The sequence below is a fragment of the Streptococcus himalayensis genome, assembly GCF_001708305.1.
Lineage (GTDB): Bacteria > Bacillota > Bacilli > Lactobacillales > Streptococcaceae > Streptococcus > Streptococcus himalayensis.
The window spans coordinates 1,798,671-1,816,247 of sequence record NZ_CP016953.1; the positions used below are offsets into that span (position 1 = coordinate 1,798,671).

General features: G+C 42.3%; 20 protein-coding genes. 1 reads left to right on the top strand and 19 read right to left on the bottom strand.

Annotation, left to right across the window (positions count from 1 at the left end; genetic code table 11):
* Nucleotides 1-151: 151 nt before the first annotated feature.
* The 19 genes from BFM96_RS08430 to BFM96_RS08515 all read right to left on the bottom strand — a co-directional run bounded on the left by BFM96_RS08430 (nucleotide 152) and on the right by BFM96_RS08515 (nucleotide 16,791).
* Nucleotides 152-1,507: a sensor histidine kinase gene (locus BFM96_RS08430; RefSeq protein WP_068992958.1), complete on the bottom strand. Its 1,356-nt coding sequence runs from the start codon at nucleotides 1,505-1,507 to the stop codon at nucleotides 152-154.
* Nucleotides 1,507-2,160 carry a response regulator transcription factor gene (locus tag BFM96_RS08435; RefSeq protein WP_068992961.1) on the bottom strand — a complete coding sequence of 218 codons (654 nt, stop codon included), beginning with the start codon at nucleotides 2,158-2,160 and terminating at the stop codon, nucleotides 1,507-1,509. The genes BFM96_RS08430 and BFM96_RS08435 overlap by 1 nt, the downstream gene beginning before the upstream one ends.
* Nucleotides 2,161-2,353: 193 nt before the next feature.
* On the bottom strand, nucleotides 2,354-2,977 hold the full coding sequence (locus tag BFM96_RS08440; protein ID WP_068992963.1) for an ABC transporter ATP-binding protein: 624 nt from the start codon (nucleotides 2,975-2,977) through the stop codon (nucleotides 2,354-2,356).
* A gap of 10 nt (nucleotides 2,978-2,987) precedes the next feature.
* On the bottom strand, nucleotides 2,988-4,355 hold the full coding sequence (locus tag BFM96_RS08445; RefSeq protein ID WP_068992966.1) for an ABC transporter permease: 1,368 nt from the start codon (nucleotides 4,353-4,355) through the stop codon (nucleotides 2,988-2,990).
* A gap of 27 nt (nucleotides 4,356-4,382) precedes the next feature.
* Nucleotides 4,383-5,651, bottom strand: a complete 1,269-nt coding sequence (locus BFM96_RS08450) for an ABC transporter permease (protein ID WP_068992969.1) — start codon at nucleotides 5,649-5,651, stop codon at nucleotides 4,383-4,385.
* A 359-nt stretch (nucleotides 5,652-6,010) separates the two neighbouring features.
* On the bottom strand, nucleotides 6,011-6,574 hold the full coding sequence (locus BFM96_RS08455; protein WP_068992972.1) for a TMEM175 family protein: 564 nt from the start codon (nucleotides 6,572-6,574) through the stop codon (nucleotides 6,011-6,013).
* A gap of 3 nt (nucleotides 6,575-6,577) precedes the next feature.
* Nucleotides 6,578-7,630: an LLM class flavin-dependent oxidoreductase gene (locus tag BFM96_RS08460; protein ID WP_068992974.1), complete on the bottom strand. Its 1,053-nt coding sequence runs from the start codon at nucleotides 7,628-7,630 to the stop codon at nucleotides 6,578-6,580.
* 3 nt (nucleotides 7,631-7,633) lie between these two features.
* On the bottom strand, nucleotides 7,634-7,771 hold the full coding sequence (locus tag BFM96_RS11235) for a hypothetical protein (protein ID WP_188595301.1): 138 nt from the start codon (nucleotides 7,769-7,771) through the stop codon (nucleotides 7,634-7,636).
* Nucleotides 7,768-8,424, bottom strand: a complete 657-nt coding sequence (locus tag BFM96_RS08465; RefSeq protein ID WP_068992977.1) for a DsbA family oxidoreductase — start codon at nucleotides 8,422-8,424, stop codon at nucleotides 7,768-7,770. The genes BFM96_RS11235 and BFM96_RS08465 overlap by 4 nt, the downstream gene beginning before the upstream one ends.
* A 110-nt stretch (nucleotides 8,425-8,534) precedes the next feature.
* The gene (locus BFM96_RS08470; protein WP_067088750.1) at nucleotides 8,535-8,858 is read right to left on the bottom strand and encodes a hypothetical protein; all 324 of its coding nucleotides are present in this window, start codon (nucleotides 8,856-8,858) and stop codon (nucleotides 8,535-8,537) included.
* Complete coding sequence (trxB, locus tag BFM96_RS08475; protein WP_068992980.1) at nucleotides 8,855-9,775, bottom strand: thioredoxin-disulfide reductase; 921 nt, start codon at nucleotides 9,773-9,775, stop codon at nucleotides 8,855-8,857. Before trxB ends, BFM96_RS08470 begins: the two co-directional genes overlap by 4 nt.
* 9 nt (nucleotides 9,776-9,784) lie before the next feature.
* Nucleotides 9,785-10,096, bottom strand: coding sequence for a thioredoxin (gene trxA, locus BFM96_RS08480; protein ID WP_067088742.1), 312 nt, complete (start codon nucleotides 10,094-10,096; stop codon nucleotides 9,785-9,787).
* Between the two features lie 264 nt (nucleotides 10,097-10,360).
* Entirely contained in the window at nucleotides 10,361-11,020 is a 660-nt protein-coding gene (locus BFM96_RS08485; protein ID WP_068992982.1) for an ArsR/SmtB family transcription factor, read from the bottom strand.
* 326 nt (nucleotides 11,021-11,346) lie between these two features.
* On the bottom strand, nucleotides 11,347-11,946 hold the full coding sequence (locus BFM96_RS08490; protein WP_068992985.1) for a cob(I)yrinic acid a,c-diamide adenosyltransferase: 600 nt from the start codon (nucleotides 11,944-11,946) through the stop codon (nucleotides 11,347-11,349).
* 12 nt (nucleotides 11,947-11,958) lie between these two features.
* A complete protein-coding gene (cobT, locus tag BFM96_RS08495) occupies nucleotides 11,959-13,026 on the bottom strand; it encodes a nicotinate-nucleotide--dimethylbenzimidazole phosphoribosyltransferase (RefSeq protein WP_068994284.1) in 1,068 nt (355 codons plus the stop codon).
* An 8-nt stretch (nucleotides 13,027-13,034) separates the two neighbouring features.
* Nucleotides 13,035-13,889, bottom strand: coding sequence for a GHMP family kinase ATP-binding protein (locus tag BFM96_RS08500; protein ID WP_068992988.1), 855 nt, complete (start codon nucleotides 13,887-13,889; stop codon nucleotides 13,035-13,037).
* A complete protein-coding gene (cobD, locus tag BFM96_RS08505; protein WP_068992990.1) occupies nucleotides 13,882-14,973 on the bottom strand; it encodes a threonine-phosphate decarboxylase CobD in 1,092 nt (363 codons plus the stop codon). The genes BFM96_RS08500 and cobD overlap by 8 nt, the downstream gene beginning before the upstream one ends.
* Before the next feature lie 61 nt (nucleotides 14,974-15,034).
* On the bottom strand, nucleotides 15,035-15,469 hold the full coding sequence (locus BFM96_RS08510) for a EutP/PduV family microcompartment system protein (protein WP_068992992.1): 435 nt from the start codon (nucleotides 15,467-15,469) through the stop codon (nucleotides 15,035-15,037).
* An 11-nt stretch (nucleotides 15,470-15,480) separates the two neighbouring features.
* The gene (locus BFM96_RS08515; protein WP_068992995.1) at nucleotides 15,481-16,791 is read right to left on the bottom strand and encodes an HAD family hydrolase; all 1,311 of its coding nucleotides are present in this window, start codon (nucleotides 16,789-16,791) and stop codon (nucleotides 15,481-15,483) included.
* A 479-nt stretch (nucleotides 16,792-17,270) separates the two neighbouring features.
* On the opposite strand from BFM96_RS08515, the gene BFM96_RS11465 reads away from it, so the two are divergent.
* A complete protein-coding gene (locus tag BFM96_RS11465) occupies nucleotides 17,271-17,396 on the top strand; it encodes a hypothetical protein (RefSeq protein WP_262981924.1) in 126 nt (41 codons plus the stop codon).
* The last annotated feature ends 181 nt before the right edge of the window (nucleotides 17,397-17,577 follow it).

Consider the following 17,577-nt stretch of genomic DNA (forward strand, 5'->3'; position numbering starts at 1 on the left):
ATAGGTCATATGGGACTTTTTTTCTACACTGAAAAAGGCTCCATAATCTCTACAGTGGATTTACCCACTACAGATATTATAGAGCCCTTTATGTTTCCTTCCAGCAAAAAAGCATAGAAATTTATCTGTTTCTATGCTTTTCTTCTATCCTTTAAAAGAAAATGCTAAAACGCATCCACTTCTCATCAATTGCTTCAAAACGATAGGTCAATTGGTGCTGTTCTAAAATCTGCTGCACAATAAAGAGACCTAGTCCTGTTCCGCCGTCCTTACGGCTACGACTGTAATCTGGTCGATAAAAAGGTTGGAAAATCTGCTTGATTTGCTCCTTACTTAAGATTTTTTCTGCCTCATTTTCAATGACCAGCTGGTTTTCATCTACGGATAACAAAATCTCCCCACCAGCCTTCGTATAATGAAAGGCATTGTCTAAAAGATTCTTGATAGCCTTGAGTAAATACGTTTGATTGCCTTCTACCTCTAGCGGTGACAGCTTTGCGATAAAGTGATACCCTTCTACAGTAGCCAAGGTCTGGTAAAATCCAACCTGCTCTTCCAAGACATCCGATAAGGAAAAGACACTGGTTTCTTCTTCTACATCCTGCATCTCTAATTTGGAAATCGCTAGAATGGATTGGACAAGCTGGGACTGCTCTTCCAGTATTTCGCGGCATTTTTTGAGGTACTTGTCTCGATCCTTAAAATCCCCAATCCCATAAATCATGCCGTCTACAATGCCAAGCATCCCCGCAATCGGTGTCTTAAGTTCATGCGAGGTCATCCGTAAAAATTCGGCCTTGCTTCGCTCACTTTCTGCAACTTTCTCGTTTTCCAATCGCAAGGCCTCCATATTGCGCAAGAGACTTTCATAGAGTGTATTGACATCCTGCGCCAAATCCGCAATTTCATCGTTTCCATTGACTTGACAGAAAACATCTGGGGATAGGCTCACCATTTTTCGGGTTGTCGCAGAAATCTCCTTGAGCCGTCTGGTCGAAATTCGGCTATAAACAAAGGAAAGGCTGATACCTAAACACAAAGAAAAGAACAACAAATAGGGAGACAACTCAAACAGCACCTGACTGGCATCCGAAACGGGTTGTAGAGAATATTCGCCTTCTAAAGTATAATTTTGACCGTCCCCATCTGTGATGACTTCTTTTAATTGAGCCCGCTCATTATCTGCGGCAATAAAAGGACTGACTTGGACGGCTATCCCTTCATCTGAGGTCTCTACCCTTGGATAGTAGAGTTTTCCTGTCGCATCCGTCAAGGCATACCACATACGCAAATTCTTTTTATCGTAATAGGTCAGAAGAGCCGTCATCTCATCTTTAGACTTTCCTTGAATACTTTGGGAAACTTGTGTAAATTCCCGTGTTACTTCTGCAGTCTTAACCGACTGATAATATATCGGCATGACAAAGTACAAGGTCGTCAGTAAAGCCGTCACGACAATAAAGACCACGCCACTTGTTAAGAGAAAGTGTTTTTTAGCGATTTTCACTAGTCATCTCTCCCCAACTGATAACCCATACCAGTAATCGTCACCAAAGGAATTCCCGGTATCTTCTTCCGAATATTCTTGATGTGGTTATCCAGAACCCGCGTGTCCAATTCGCTATAACCCCAGATAACATCCATCAGCTGCTCTCTGGTCACAAGGTGGTACTTGCGTTTGGCAAGAGTTTCGATCAACTCATACTCTGTCTTGGTCGGAGATATTTTCTCCCCTTTCCAATAAACAGTGCAGTCTTCTAAGGATACGCGTAAGTCATCGATGATAATTTCAGAATAGGTGATGGAGCTGCGTAAAATATTTTCAATCCGTTTCATCAAAATCAGAGGTGAAAACGGTTTAGTCACATAATCACTGATTAAGTGGTTGAAGCTGACAAGCTGGGTATATTCATCATCAAGAGCTGTTAGCATCATCACTGGTACCTGAGAAGTTTTCCGGATTTCTTTTAAAACATCCAGGCCACTGACAGTTGGCAGCATAATATCTAAGAGAATCAAGTCAAAGCAGTCTTGTTCAAAATAATTTAGGGCTTCTTTGCCATCTACTGCTGCCTTCACTTGGTAGCCATGTTCTTTTAAAAATTCACAAATAACTTGGTTGATAGTTGCATCGTCTTCAACGACTAAAATTTTGTACATTCTTGCTCTCCTTTTCCTACTCTACTCGCTTTTTTGAAAAAGTTCCCTCTTAATTATACACTAGTTTCAAGAAACTTTCTGCTTATGACCCAAAAAACAGACAAAGTACAGATAAGTTTTATTACTAGACTTGCACAAGAATACTGGCTGAATCGGTTATTTCCATTCAGCCAGTTCTTCTTTTTTTCTTTTATCAACGAAATTGACCATTGCGCAAGGTCAACTGCACATCTGCCATACTGGCCAAGACCTTGCTATGGGTCACCATAATGACACATTTCTTCTCCTCATGGGCAATGGTTTTTAGATGCTCTACAATATCGATTGCAATGTCTTCATCCAAATTACCAGTCGGTTCATCTAGTAGCATGATGTTAGCACCAGAAACGAGGGAACGGGCAATAGCTACCCGTTGCTGCTGCCCACCTGATAATTGAAGGATATTGCGATGAATCTGCTCTTGGGACAAGCCCAAATCGAGCAAGACCTGAGGATCAGCTTTTTTATTCACTAAGCGAATATTTTCCAAAGGAGTAAGATAGTCTAGCAAGTTGTAATTTTGAAAAACCAAGGATACATGGTTTCTGCGATAGGCTTGATAACCAATTTCTCGGACATCTTGACCATCTAGCAAGACCTGACCTGAAGTTGGCTTATCTAGACCTGCTAACAGCGATAATAAGGTGGTCTTTCCAGTTCCTGAATGGCCGACAATGGAATAAAAAGTCCCTTCTTCAAATTGGTAATTCAAGTTTTGAAAGACGGATTGCTGACTAATATTTGCATAGGTATAGGATAAATCTTTAATCGCTAACATACTCTTCTCCTTATGAAATCTTCGTTAAAATATCTTTTGGCTTATAAGACATCAGCGGTATGCTTGCGACGAGAATACCACCTACAATCAAGCACGCACATACGACCAACATCTGAGACAATTCTCTTGGTGTGAATTGTACTTGGAAATGCTTGACTGTTTGCATAATCAAGTCCGTCTGGCTATCTGCACCAAGACTATAGCCTCCTAGCTGTTTCAATATATCAGCGCGTACTGTTTTGGCAACAGAGTCTACTGTCTGGTTGGCAAACGATTGTCCCAGCATTTGTCCTAAGAGACTAGCAACCGCAAAAGCCGGAAGGGCTAAGAGAATATTTTCAAGGATATGCTGAGCCATAATATCCCATTTTGAACGACCAAGCGCTAGTAGCACACCCGATTCACGTAAACGACTTTGACTATTAAAAATCAAGAGCAAGATGAGTACGATAGCGCTTGTGATAATTGTCCCAATCAAGAGCCGTTTGACCGTCTTTTGCAAGAGAACAATACTCCGATTATAGGATTTTAGAGCAGGATTTTGCTCGGTTAATTGATAATTTTGCCAGTTAACTGTATCAACTGTCTGCTTAATATTGGCTATGAAAGCCTTGGTGTCTGCCGATTTTTTCAAGGTATAGGTTGCTTCACTATAGAGGGTTTTTCCTGTTTCAAAACCAAATAATTCACTGGCTATTGTCGTATCCGATAAGAGAGTATTAGAAACTAATTCATCACTATAGTTCGGTCTATTGAAGGTTTTTCCTTTGAAAATCCCAATGATTTCTGCTTGAATTGGTGTCTTATCTGTCCCAATATAGCGAATGGGGTCGCGACCAAGTGTCAACTGATCTCCCACTTTTAAATGCTTATGCTTGGCAAAATCTTCGTGGACAATCACCTTGTGCTTGTCTCCTGCTGTGATATGCCGACCACTGACAAGACTGAGCATGCCGGTTGTAAACCGATTATCCTTCTCACTGGTCGAAATCCCTTCAACATTGACCACTGTTTCAAGATTTCCAGGACGATAATCCCCTTCGCTGGTTCCAATAGGGACAGGCTTTGCATTTTCTAAACTAGCAAAGGATGAAACGGATGAAACAAAGCTCTCCACATCTGGATGATGACCAATTTCTTGCAGCGCTTTTTCGGATAATTCTCCTGAACCATACCCATCTCCAACAAAAATGTTGCTGGCAGATAATGTAACTGTCTGGGCAATATTATTTTTTTCAATAACCTTTCCCGACATCGACTTGGATAAGGCCATGACTGCCACTAAGGAGCTAGCAACTGTGGCAAATAGGAAAAAGGTAACCAGATTTCTGACTGTTTTTCGTCGTAAATAATACAACGCTCTCGTAATAAATGACATGATTTCTCCTTTATATCTTCATGTAGCTTATGACATCATTGTAAAGATTTTTTTCGGTGAATAGCGAAGCAGTGACAAACAAGAAACAAGTACTGCTCCCACAGACAAGCCTAAGACACTACCAACAATCAAGAGTATATCAAGAGGCGCAAGACGGATAGGATGAGAAAGTAGTTCTTTTACATAGTGATGGTTTGCCAAGAAAACAGCTGGTAACCATTCGCCATTATCGGCATTCTCGTAACTTGTTTTCAGCATATCGCTTAGCAAGACTTCCCTTAATGAAGGAAGAAACAGGTTTGTCACTACTAGACCAATCACCAAGGTAATACTTGCCAGAATCAGTACTTCCAGCACATACTGGAGTAGGATTTCCATCCGACTTTTCCCCAGCGATTGCAAAACCCCAATCTCCAATTGCCGACCCTTCATCCATAAATGAAGGAAAAAGAGAAGAACGAGGTGACTAAGTACAATGGTCCCCCATAAAATCCATTTGAGAAGACCTTGCTGGCTATGCAAGGTTTTTAGCTGAGTTTGAACGCTGGAATTTTGCGTTAATTGGTAGTCTTTTAGTGCTGAATTTGCCTGCAAATAAGCTCTGGCCTGGACCATATCTGCTTCATGCTCAGCGTGATAGATACTGGTATGGTAACTATACTGAGGATTTAATTGCTCAATGGTCTTTTTTGTGGTCAAAATAGTATGTTCAAGCGTATCGCTTTCCTTATTGGCAAAGGGAGAACGATTAGACTTAAAGATACCTGCAATCCGTACGGCCAGCTTTTGACCTGTTGTTGATGTGATTGAAATCCTATCTCCTACGGCAAGATGATAACGATCAGCAAGATTACGACTAATAAGAACCTCGCTATCACTGTTTTCAGCTAAAAAAGCCCCTGCTTCCAATATCATTTCCTTGTCGACCAACTGGCTTTTTTCAAAGAAGTCTTGATTGACCAAACTATACACCCTCGTTTGTTCAGATTCAGTCTCTCCAATTGTCACTTCTTCTGAAATAAAATGAAGGGCTGTCAGGTGATTTTCAGCAGCCATCTCTTCAAAATAGCTGCGACTAGCAGGATTATCTTGCGACGATGGAACATCTCTCAATCGTGTCACAAGGGATTGGTGCAGTTGACTATCTGATAAACGTTTCCTATCCTGAGTTAACGATGTATTGAGGCTAATCAGTAGGCTCAGGGCAATACTAATGAACAAAAGAAACGTGGTTAAGATAGCAGTTCTAACTGGATGACGCTTGAGATACAATCTCGCACGGGTAAAGGAATTCATCTCTTCTCCTTTCTGATACAATCAGTTCAACATGATGTTAATACTGACAATAACTGATGAAAATGCAAGTGGTAAAACAGGCCTGTCTATCTTTCCTAACATCAATCTGGCCTAGCTACACGTTCTCATTTTCTATCCTAAGCTCAGTATAACAAACGCCTATCTTCTTTCTCTATCGGTCACCTATTTTTTCTCTACGTTTTCTTTTCTTCTACCCCCTCCTCCCCTTCTTCTGACCCATTTCGACAAATTTTCAGAAATCCAGAAGTAGCACGTCTTTTATTTTCCTCAACAAAAAAACAGACCTCAAAAGAAGTCTGTCTAATATGCCGACCTAAACACGTTCGTTGTCTTTAACATTATTTTCGATCACTCAAAAATCCGTAGATGACATTGACAATCATAAGTAAGGGACCAAATGGGATGAAGGATGGAACCAAATACCCCACAAGTAAAATGACTAATAATTGAACAGCATAAAGCTTCGCCCAGCGATAGGGAATTCGTTTATCGTCCAAGGAAAGTTGTCTGGAAGTTGATTTCAACAAGACAGTGGCCATGATGACCCAGGCGACATCCCACAATCCTAAGATAAGGATATAAAATAAGAGGGCAGAAAAACTACCAGAGTATTGACCAACAGCTCTCGTTGCTAGGGGCACCAAGCTGGCCGTTAAGAGCCAGACACTATTTGCGACAAAAACACGAAAAGTCATCTGATCCAGCAATTGAAAGAGCTCGTGATAGTAGAGCCAAACGGTCATAATCTGCAAGAAACTGGCGATGTAGACGAAGACCATAGGGAGAATACCCACAAAGCCAGAGAGTGTTAACTCTTTTGGTAATTGCAATTCTAACGCCATAATGGTAACAATAATAGCTAAAATAGCGTCTGAGAAGGCTTCAATTCGTTTTTTATCCACTGATTATCCCTCGCTATTCTCTTTCTGAATAGCCTGAGCTAGCAACTCATACGACCTCGCTTGGGCTGTTTGGTCATAAATGAAACTATTGGCCATAATTTCATCCATCTGCACACGACTGTGTAATTGGGCAATTTGACGAGCTACGGTATCTGGACTTCCAACCAAGGTGACAGCCGACATTTGCTCCACAATCGCTTTTTCTCTTCGGATGAGGGAATCCTTTGTAAAAGCTACCGGCCCAAAGTGAGGAACTTTTTCCGCAGCGACATAATGCCGCCAAACGTCGTCCTCACTTGCCTTAGGAGGCTGTAATCCTTTCTGGGCATTGGTCACGATACTCAAGAAGGTCTGAGTCTGGCTGGTCGCTAAGACCTTTGCCTCCTCATCTGTTTCAGCAAGAATGGCATTTAAAGCTAGGATAACGTACGGTTTATCCAAGTAGGCAGAAGGCGTAAATTCCTGCCTGTAAATCCGAATCGCCTCTTCCATAGCTGCTGGTGCAAAATGTGCCGCAAAAACATAGGGGCGTCCCAATTTAGCAGCCAAATGAGCAGAATCCGTACTTGAACCCAAGATATAAAATGGTACATCCAGCCCTGCAGCCGGGTAGGCATGGACAGATGAGCTATCTTTAAAATAGGACTCCAATTCTGCCAAATCCGTTTCAAAATCTGGATTGAGATTATCCGAACGCCGTAACGCTCGTGCTGTTTGCATATCTGTCCCCGGTGCTCGACCCAAACCCAAATCAATCCGCTTTGGATACAGGGTTTCAAGCGTTCCATATTGCTCCGCAACCAGATAAGGGCTGTGATTAGGAAGCATGACACCACCTGAACCTACTCTGATAGTGTTCGTCTGCGACAGCGTATGCTGGATCAACAGTTGCGTTGCACTACTCGCGATGGTTTTGCTATTGTGGTGTTCGGCAATCCAATACCGCTTATAGCCAAAACCTTCTAATTGTTGAGCCAGCTCAACCATATCCTCTATCGCTTCGTGAAAATTCTGGCCCGACCGCAACGGCACCAAATTTAAGGCTGATAATTCCATCCTTTAGTCCTTTCTTTCTTCGAAATCATCTGCATTTTCCTGCTGTAACCCTGTATCTATCATACAGCCATCAACTCCACAGACGAGCGAAGCCCCATTTTCACTCTCAGAACCCAAAAAGTCCATTTTCAATTCTTTCATTTTTTATTGTTCCCTTCTTCTGCTTGAACTTGTTTAAGGGCTGCAAGCATGTACTCATACGATTGTGCACCTGAAATACCATATTTATGATTCAGCACAAAGAAGGGCGCTCCTTGCACTCTAGCTTCTTGAGCTTCTAGGATATCTTGATTGACAGCAGTGCTAAAGTCCGTTCCTTCAAGTAAAGCTGTCACTTCTTCTTGCGGTAAGCCCACTCCCTTAGCCGCTTCCAGTAAAACCGCTGTATCAGCAATCGAGGCATGCTCTTCAAAATAGAGTTGATAGAGTTTCGTGATGAGGCGGTGATGCGTATTTTTATCCAACCGACTTTCTGCCCATTTGATGAGGCGGTGGGCTGAAAAGGTATTTGTTGGGATGGCTCCTGCAACATCTAGCTTGAGGCCTTCTTCAGCTCCCATTTCTGCCATGTGCTGAAACTGCATCCTTGCCTGCTCCTCAGTCATACCATGACTAGCCGCAAACTGCGTCAACATGGTTTCATCTGTTGCCAAAGGGGCATGAGGATTGAGTTGGTAAGCCTTCATTTTCAAATCATGAGGATCCAAGCCAACCGCTTCCATCGCACGTTTCATACGGCTTGCACCAATATAGCAAAAGGGACAAGCAATATCTGACCAATAACTAATTTCCATAAGGTTTCCTTTCTATTTATCACGATGCCTTTGTAAGCAAATTTTCTCAAACAAAGCCGACATAAGTTCAATTTTTGATAGATTGAGTTCTACCTCACTCCAACCATCTCCTATATCCCTAAACGAGATGGTTTGTCGTTTGTAGCAGGGCTTGTCGTGCCATATCCATATTCCTCCTTTGTCACTAAGCGGCCTTGCTCAAAGATTAATAGGCTCGTCATAGAGGGATTGAGGGCATACAGAGATAGCAACCTTGGCACTTGAAACAAATCCGCCTGATACAGTGGCAATCCCTTCTCCTTGGCTAAAGCAAGAAGCACTCCTTGCTCTACTGATGCAATACTGCACTGATTGGGAGACACAAGGAGGGCTAGGTGCCCCATTTCCTGTAAGAGTTCGTCCAGTTCTAGGCTAGACGTGATTGTCTTTATCATTTATTTTCAATAAATTCTAAGGTATCCAAGGCTGCGACTGCACCACTGGCTGCTGCAGTAACAGCTTGCTGGTACTTAGAATCTTGAACATCACCAGCCGCAAAAATCCCTGGCACAGAAGTCTTAGAAGTCCCTGGCTGCGTCTGAATATAGCCTTTGGCATCCAATTCTAGTTTTCCTCCCAGAAATTCCGTATTTGGATGATGACCAATTGCTACAAAAAGCCCATCTGCCTTGAGGTGTCTAACCTCACCAGTCGCATTATCCCGAATATCCAGCCCCGTCATTCCCATCATGTCTGAATGAACCTTAACTGGAGTTGCATTCAAGACCCAGTTAATCTCCTGATGACTTTTAGCTCGCTGTACCATGATATCAGACGCACGTAACTCATCTCTACGGTGGACAACTGTAACTTTAGAAGCAAAGCGAGTCAAATAGATAGCTTCTTCCATGGCAACGTCTCCACCACCAACGACAATAATTTCACGTTCCTTGTAAAAGAAGGCATCACACGTTGCACAGGCACTAACACCTTTACCGATTGCTTCTGCTTCCCCTTCAATTCCTAGGTAATTCGCACTTGAGCCAGTCGCAATAATAACAGCCTTGGTTTCCAGCATTTCGCCAGAATCAAGGTGCACTGTAAAAGGAGAGCTTTCTCCTTCGATTTTTTCAACGAAACCAAAGGTCATCTCTGTTCCAAAAGAGGCTGCTTGCTGACGCATATTTTTGACCAGTTCATTCCCGTCAATTCCCTTTTCAAATCCTGGATAATTCTCAACCAGCGTAGTCGTTGTGAGCTGACCACCTTCTGAATAGCCTGTAATCAATCGATTTTTAAAACCTGCTCGACTAAGATAGATCCCCGCCGTATAGCCCGCAGGTCCTGAACCAATAATAATTGCATCGTACATTTGTTTCTCCTATAATTGACTTGAAATCTTCTCTGCCAATACCTTCTTTGGTTGGACACCAAGCGTGGCATCAACCGGCTTCCCATCTTTGAAAAGCACAAGGGTGGGAATGGAACGCACATTGAAGAGTTGGGCTAATTCTGGGGATTGATCCACATCCACCTTGGTCACACTCGCTCTTCCTTCAAATTCCTGAGCCAACTCTTCAACGATAGGCTCCATCATTTGGCAAGGAGGGCACCAGGTCGCACCAAAGTCTACCAAGGTAACACCTGATTCAATTTCTTTTGCAAAGGTTTCGGTTGTTAGTTGTTTTGTCATCGTCTTTTCTCCATTCTTTTTATTTAGTGACTGTTCTTTTCATTCACATCCATCAACATCGTTTGTTCATTTCTTAAACCCTATTCAACATTTTTGTTGAATAATCCTTTCAAAATAATAGATGACCGAATTGTTATCAATTCAATCATTTTGTTGAATAGTTATATTTTAACAGATGAAAAATAGAAATCAAGTATTTTGCTCAAAATATGAATAGACAAAAAAATCAGTTTGAAAAATCCATCAAACTGACCATGTACTGTTTTAACATTCTTCACGTTTGCCCCACTTCCAATCGGCGAAACTGCGATTAAGGCTAAAAGTAGGATAGCCTAAGGATTGCAAATCTTGTGCAGCCACATTTGCATAGCCACACTGGCGACCGCGACAATACACAATAATCGTTCGATCTTTTGGCAGCTGCGTTTTTTTCTGATGAAAGTCAGCCATCGGAAGACTGACCGCACGAGGAAGATGACCTGCCTCAAATTCTTCCACAGGTCGCAGGTCCAATAAGAGAACATCTGGCTGCTCAGACAGCTCGACAGCTTCTTGCAGACTAATCTGGTTCACACCTGCCTCCCTGTCGTACTCCGCTTCAATGGTCCGCACTTCGGCTAGCTGCTCCTCACCAATGTCAAATAAGAACAGAATGAGTTGCGCTACCTTTGCCGAAGCAAGACTGTAACGAATAAAATTCCCTTGGCGGCTGGTAACCACTAGATTGCTCTCTTTTAGGACTTGAAGATGACGGGAAGTATTAGCCACCGACAGGCCTGTCGCAAGGGAAATCCCCTCCACTGGCTTGGGGCCTTGGGTCAGGAGATTTAAAATCTCAAGCCGTTTTTCACTCCCTAATCCCTTAGTCAATCGAGATAATTCCTTGTATAAGCTATTTTTGTAGTCTGTCATTTTCGTATCCATCTGTATCACTCCTCAACTATTCAATGAAATAGTATACTATTTACTACTCTTTGTCAATTGTTTACTATCTGCTGCTCATTGAATTTCAAAAAAAGCCATTTTATCTACGACTATTTATTTTTTACTATAAGATAAGGCAAGCTAAGGGCCCTAAAAAATAATACTTTCACAGTAAGTAGAATGTCTAATACCAAAATAGAGGTTGCTTGCGTTCGTACTACTTAAGTTAACTTTAATGTTAGATGAGTATGAGACGACCAAGCTATCTAAACAGAGCTATCAAAAAGCAGTAAAACTCTAAAATTCTACTGCTTTATATTTACTTATTAGTCGCGTTTGCTAGCCCAGCGTTCCACATCTGCTTTCGTGATATTATGAAAGACTTTAACTCCCCGTTCGTAAGCTACGTCAGGACGATTTTTTCTAAAATTCAACACACGCGCCAAAGCAAAGAAATAATCCGATAAGCGATTGACAAAAACCAAGACCTCATTATTGATTTCTGTTGTCCACATAGTTGCTACAATGTGGCGTTCTGCTCTTCGGGCAATTGTACGTGCCACATGAATCATGGAAGCAATCTCATCTCCACCTGGCAGAATAAAGGTTTCCAAAGCAGGCGGAATATCAGCATAGGTATCAATACGCTCTTCAATCCACTCTACCAATTTCTTATCGACCTTATAAGGATAAACGCCTTGTGGAGTGGATAAATCAGAACCGCAGTCAAATAGGTAGTGTTGCAGCTGTAACAACTCCTCTTTCAAGGCATCTGAATCCGTCATACGGCTAATCGTCAAACCAATCCAAGAATTCAATTCGTCAATGGTGCCGTAGGCATTGACTCGTTCGGCATCTTTGGCCACACTTTGACCACCCACAAGCTTGGTTAAGCCCTTGTCTCCTGTTTTTGTATATAATTGCATAAATCTTCCTCCTTATTCGGATGTGCCCCGAATATCAATATAATCTTCTTTTTTTAATTGTCCTTCTGCAAAGGTCGGCATGTGCTCAATTGTGTAACAGGCATTTTCCATCAGAAAGAAGGCAAGAGGACAGCCAGAGCCTTCTCCCAAGCGCATATCCATCAGTAGCATCGGCTCTAGTTCCAAGGTTTCACAAACCAATTGATAAGCTGGCTCAGTCGAGCTATGCGAGGCAAAGCAAACCTCCAATACAGATGGTGCTAAGCGTGCTGCAATAAGCAAAGCTGCAATCGAAATCAGCCCATCAATCACACACGGCAAGTGATACTCCGCACAAGCCAAGTACGTCCCAACCATGCCTAGCAAGTCCAATCCACCAACTTTCACAGCCGCGTCAAAAGCGTCCTCATAGGGAGCGTGCTGGTCAAGGCACTGTTGAATAATCCTCGTCTTATGGGCCTTCATCTCTTGGGTCAGACCGGCGCCATAACCAGTCACCTGATTGGCTGTTAACCCTAGAATAGCAGCAATAACGGCTGCCGAAGTTGTAGTATTGCCAATCCCCATCTCTCCTGTGCCAAAAAGAGTATAGCCCTGCTTGATTTTCTCAAGCGTTTTATGATAGCCAAGTAAAATTGCCTGCTCTCCTTCTTCTCTGGTTAAGGCAGGTTCATGAAGGATGTTGCGCGTTCCATATCTAATTTTTTCCCTAGCGTGCGGCATGACATCTTTCTTACAGCCAATATCGACAACCTGGACATCCGATCCAACATGGCGAGAAATTGCACAAAGTCCCGTTCGACCAGCCAGCATATTTTGCGCAACGATGTAAGTTGTATCTTGAGGATTGGAGGAAATCCCTTCCTCCACAATTCCATTATCGGCCACATAAACCATGACCACCTTCTTAGAAAGACGGATGTCCCCATCAAACATAGCATACAGTCTTGCATAGATTGTTTCCATCTTCCCTAAGGCACCTAAAGGCTTGGCCAATTGGTCACAAATCGCTTGTCCTTCTGCTATTTTTTCACAACTCAAAGGCTGGAGTCTTTCTACTATCTGTTTGAGCTCTTTCAAATCTTCCCTCACTCCTTTATTTGCCTTAGTCCCTCAAAGATAATGGGGGATAGCTTTCTCTCTTGGTAATAGGAGGCTAGTGGATGCCGTGCTAATTCTTCTTCTAAAGCAGCGATAGACTCTTTTCTATCAAATGGGAGTAAAATTCCCAGAACAGTCCCGCTGTGAGCCACATTAACCCCAATTGCACCCTGTTTTTCTGCTATGGTGATGATGTCTTCTAAATAAGGCTTGGGGAGCCGTTGCTGGTTCAAGCGAGCACTCAACGTTGCAACTTGGCCCAATTTTACGATATTTTCCTCTTCGCAAGCTTCTATAAATCGACGAAAGATTTCTTCCGATTTCTCAGCGGGATAAGCCTTGGTCTCCGTCATCCGAGGCAGGGTCAAGGTATCAACAGTATCTGCTGGTTCCAAGATATAAACCCACAAATGAGGTTGCCAGTTGGTTTGGTACACTACCTCTCCCGTTAGAGGATTTAAAACCGTCCAATGAGCAAAGGCCACCGAGTCGCTCGGCTCAATTGTGGTACAAAACTTTGTTAATTCCTCTGCCGACACAGCCCGTCCCTCTACCAAAGAGAGAAGTTTAATCCCCACGAGAATATCTGCTGTACTACTCGAGCACCCCTTGCCAATCGGCAAATCCGTGTGAGCGTCAAATAAAAGATTTTTAGTACCAGAAAAACGCTGCATGGCATAGCTCATTTTTTGCCCTAACATTTCTGGACTTTTGCCAGTTTCTACCAAGCTCAGATAACTTTTTTGGTCAATTCCATAGGATAAGAGGCATTCTCTCCCACCAACAACACACTGAAAAAGCTCGCCACAAGATCCTGGACAGGACACCTTGATCCTAGTCATAGCCACTCTCATTTTCTAAGACAGCTTCAAGAGCTGTCAAGAATCGTTCATTTTCCTCCCGACTTCGGATGGCAATCCGATAATGCCCATTGGACAAATGATGATAATTGCTACAAGAACGAATGAAAATGCGATGATTGCGCAACTCTTCCCGCAAGTCCAATTCTCCTTGGTATTCGAAAAAGAGATAATTGACCGTTGGATAGGTCACTTTTAAGCAAGGAAAGCGTGACAGGCTCTCAAAGAGAAAGTCCTTTTCTTCTTTGAGCCAATGTCTGGTTTTTTCTTGATAAGCCTTGTCAGCTAAAATCACAGGAACTGCCGTATCTGCCAAGGTATTGACCGTCCACGGGGCACGATTTTCCTGAATTGTAGCCAAACAAGGGTGATAACTAAGAGCATAGCCCAATCTCAAGCCTGGAATGGCATAAAATTTTGTCAAAGAGCGAACCACAAGGACATTCGGAAAATCTTTGAGATAAGGAATAAAACTATAACGCCCTTCCTCCTCCAAAAAATCCATAAAAGCCTCATCAAGGATCAGGATAATCTCTCGCTCAGCAAGACATTTCGCTAGCTGTCTGAGCGATTGGCTATCTTTCAGACTACCTGTCGGATTATTAGGATTGCAAATCAAGACCACATCACCAGCTTGCAAATCACTAGCAGCCTCTAGGAGTTCTTCAAGCTCCCAGCTGTAATCTGGAGCAGACAAGACACACTCTGTTCGAGTTGCTCCCACCTGCACAAAAGCTTTTTCGTATTCCATAAAGGTGGGACTGAGGGTTAGGACTTGTTTGGGCTGAAAATAGCGAGCCAATTCGTAAAAGAGCTCCACCGCACCATTAGACAAGGCAATCTGCTCCAAGTCACAATTATGGTGATGAGCCAAAGCAGAGCGAGCCTTGCGATAATCTATATCCGGATAATGAACCAACTGTTCCATCGCTCCTATTAGAGCCTCTTTCAAAGAATCAGAAAGGCCAAATGGATTGATATTGGCACTGAAATCAATGCAGTCTTCCAACTGATAGCCCATTTTTTCTGCTAGCGTAGCGGCATTGCCTCCATGTTCTACTCTCATATCCACCTCCTTTTATTCCTCTCTATTTTACCATTCTTTTAAAAATTTCACGACACCTAACCTAGTCTTCTTGCAGATAAGCTTCCAGTTCTTCGATGCCTTTATTTTCCAACGCAGAAATTTCAAACACTTGAATAGCCCCTGCCTGTTTTAACTGTTTTCGTGCTCGTTCAATCTGTTCCTCATCTTCTGCCAAATCCATCTTTGTAATGACCCCAATCACTGGTTTTGTAAAGAGAGAAGAAAATCCTTGAGGGAATGTTTGCATAATTGCTTGAGCAGATACCAAAAGGCCAATCACATCAGCTTCTGTTGCCGTCACTGTAAGAGCATTGTAATACTTGCGGTGCTGTAAAAATTCTCCTGGTGTGTCAATAATGGCATCATAAAATTGAATGGCTTGTGTCTTGTAATAACTCAATTCCAACCCTTTCAAACGCTGGGTGAGGGTTGTCTTCCCTACACCAACAGACCCAACAAACATGATTTTCTTCATTTGAATCTCCCCTATTCTTTCATCAGTTGTGCATCTTTTTTGTCTAATTTAATCGTTTCCCTCTGTGGCAATAACATTCCTTTATTTTCGTCCCGACCTTGCAAGAAGTATTTTTCACTTTCTTTGCCATAGGTATCAACAGCTTCCTTAGCCAATAGACCTACGCCCTTACTTGGGTCTCTCAAAAGATTGAAGATGAGACCAACTTGGAGTTTAGGGAAGTCTTTGAGCATTGCATAATCGCCGTTGCTATCGCCACCAATCATAATAGGCTCTGCTCCTTCGTAATTGACAGCAATTAAATCCTTAATGGTGCTGGTCTTTCCTTCTCCTTGAGTTTGGGCATAAGAAGTATCAAATTTTGATTGAATAATTCCTTGCTCGTCTTTGATTAGGCGCATCGCAAAGACATGGTCTTTTGGAATATTGTAGCCGTATTTGCTATTGGTTGCATAAGGAACAATGACATCATAGTAGGAAGCCGAACAGATATACACATCAATTCCATTGTCCATCAAGGCTTTGTAGAGATTTTGCATTTCCTTCACAGAGCGAACGCCACGTTTGAACGTCACACTCACTTGCCCAGCTTCTCCCTTGAGCGTGCTTGGACTTTCCCAAGTTTCATACACTAAATCATCCTTCAAGGCATAATCAATTGATTTTTCAGATAAGGCTTCTACCTCTTCTGAGGTCATACCAGCATAGAGATAGGTCACCCACGGATAACTGATATCCGAACTAAAGGTACCACCGACAGCTTCATACAAGTAGCGTAATTTAGCACTAAAATCTTTGAATTCATCCATTTGCTTGACTTCATCCAAAGACTTCGTTCCATTCATACCACTGTATTCGTTATAAAGAACGGTATAATCCGATAACAAGTCTGTCGCAATCTTATCAATATTCACCGCTTGACCGTCTTTATTGTTAAATTCTTCCTTAAAGTCATCTGCAGGCAAGGTCTCACGGACAGCTTCATTAAATTGTTCAGGAGTCATTTTAAAGGCAAGATTGGAAATCTGATATGTGAATGTTGCTTCCCCAATATCGTTGATGACCGTCGTATTATCCCAGTCAAATACTGCATACGGCCGCTGATGTTCTTTGTAATCCGCACTCATCTTACCATTTTCTTCAATCATCTTGACCAAGCGAGCGTGCAAGGTATCTTCCCAGTTGCCTTTGGCTAAAACCTTGTCGTTCACCATCGTCTCCATTTTCGTATCAGACATCTTGGTTTCTGTCTCCTTTTGAGCTTGACAAGCTCCTAACAATAACACAGCTCCACAGAGCAATACAATCCCTTTTTTCCGCATGGAAAAAACCTCCTTGATAAATAATGGATACTCTTAAAAATCAGAAAAAGACCACATCCGACTAAGGAAAAATAGCATGCATCCCTTTGATTTTGAACAAGTATCAGTAAATAAACTACAAAAAATGGCACAGTCATCCCGTTTGATCGTGAAACTCTCGCTTCTTTGCGAACAAAACAGGCGCCTTTGCCATTTTTTGCTATTAATACTATAAGTATACCCTAGATAGGCGATATAGTCAACTATGAAACGCTTTCAAAAAATCTATTCATTGCATGAAAATCCAGTATTTTCAGGCCTTTTCCCCCTATTTTAAGTGATGAAAAAAATTTTTAACTAGGAAGAACAAACCATCCCCTTCTCCCCTATGAAATAGACAAGGATGCTTAGAAAATCCATCATCGTAGATATTCTTACTTGATGGACAGCCCTTGACGGGATACTAGCAGTAAAACCAACCATTTTTAGGGAAGCTAAAGATGAAAATATACAAAAACAATGACATCCATAACATCATCGATCAGGTATCTGACCTTTACGATACCATCTACTGCGATGAAAGGCAGGAAACCCATTTCTTGAAAAAAGAATGGAGAGAAGCCTAGCTGCCCAGCTCCAGCCAATTATTGTAACAGAAGAATGAGGAGATTGTGTCGTCGGATTTGTCTGTGGCTTTGACTGTAAGGAAAACAATTGGTAGACTAAGCAAATCGATAAGGTCCTGCCCAAACAGATTGCTGTCAACGACAGACTTTGACTACCGTTTGTTAAGTGTAAGAAGTGATA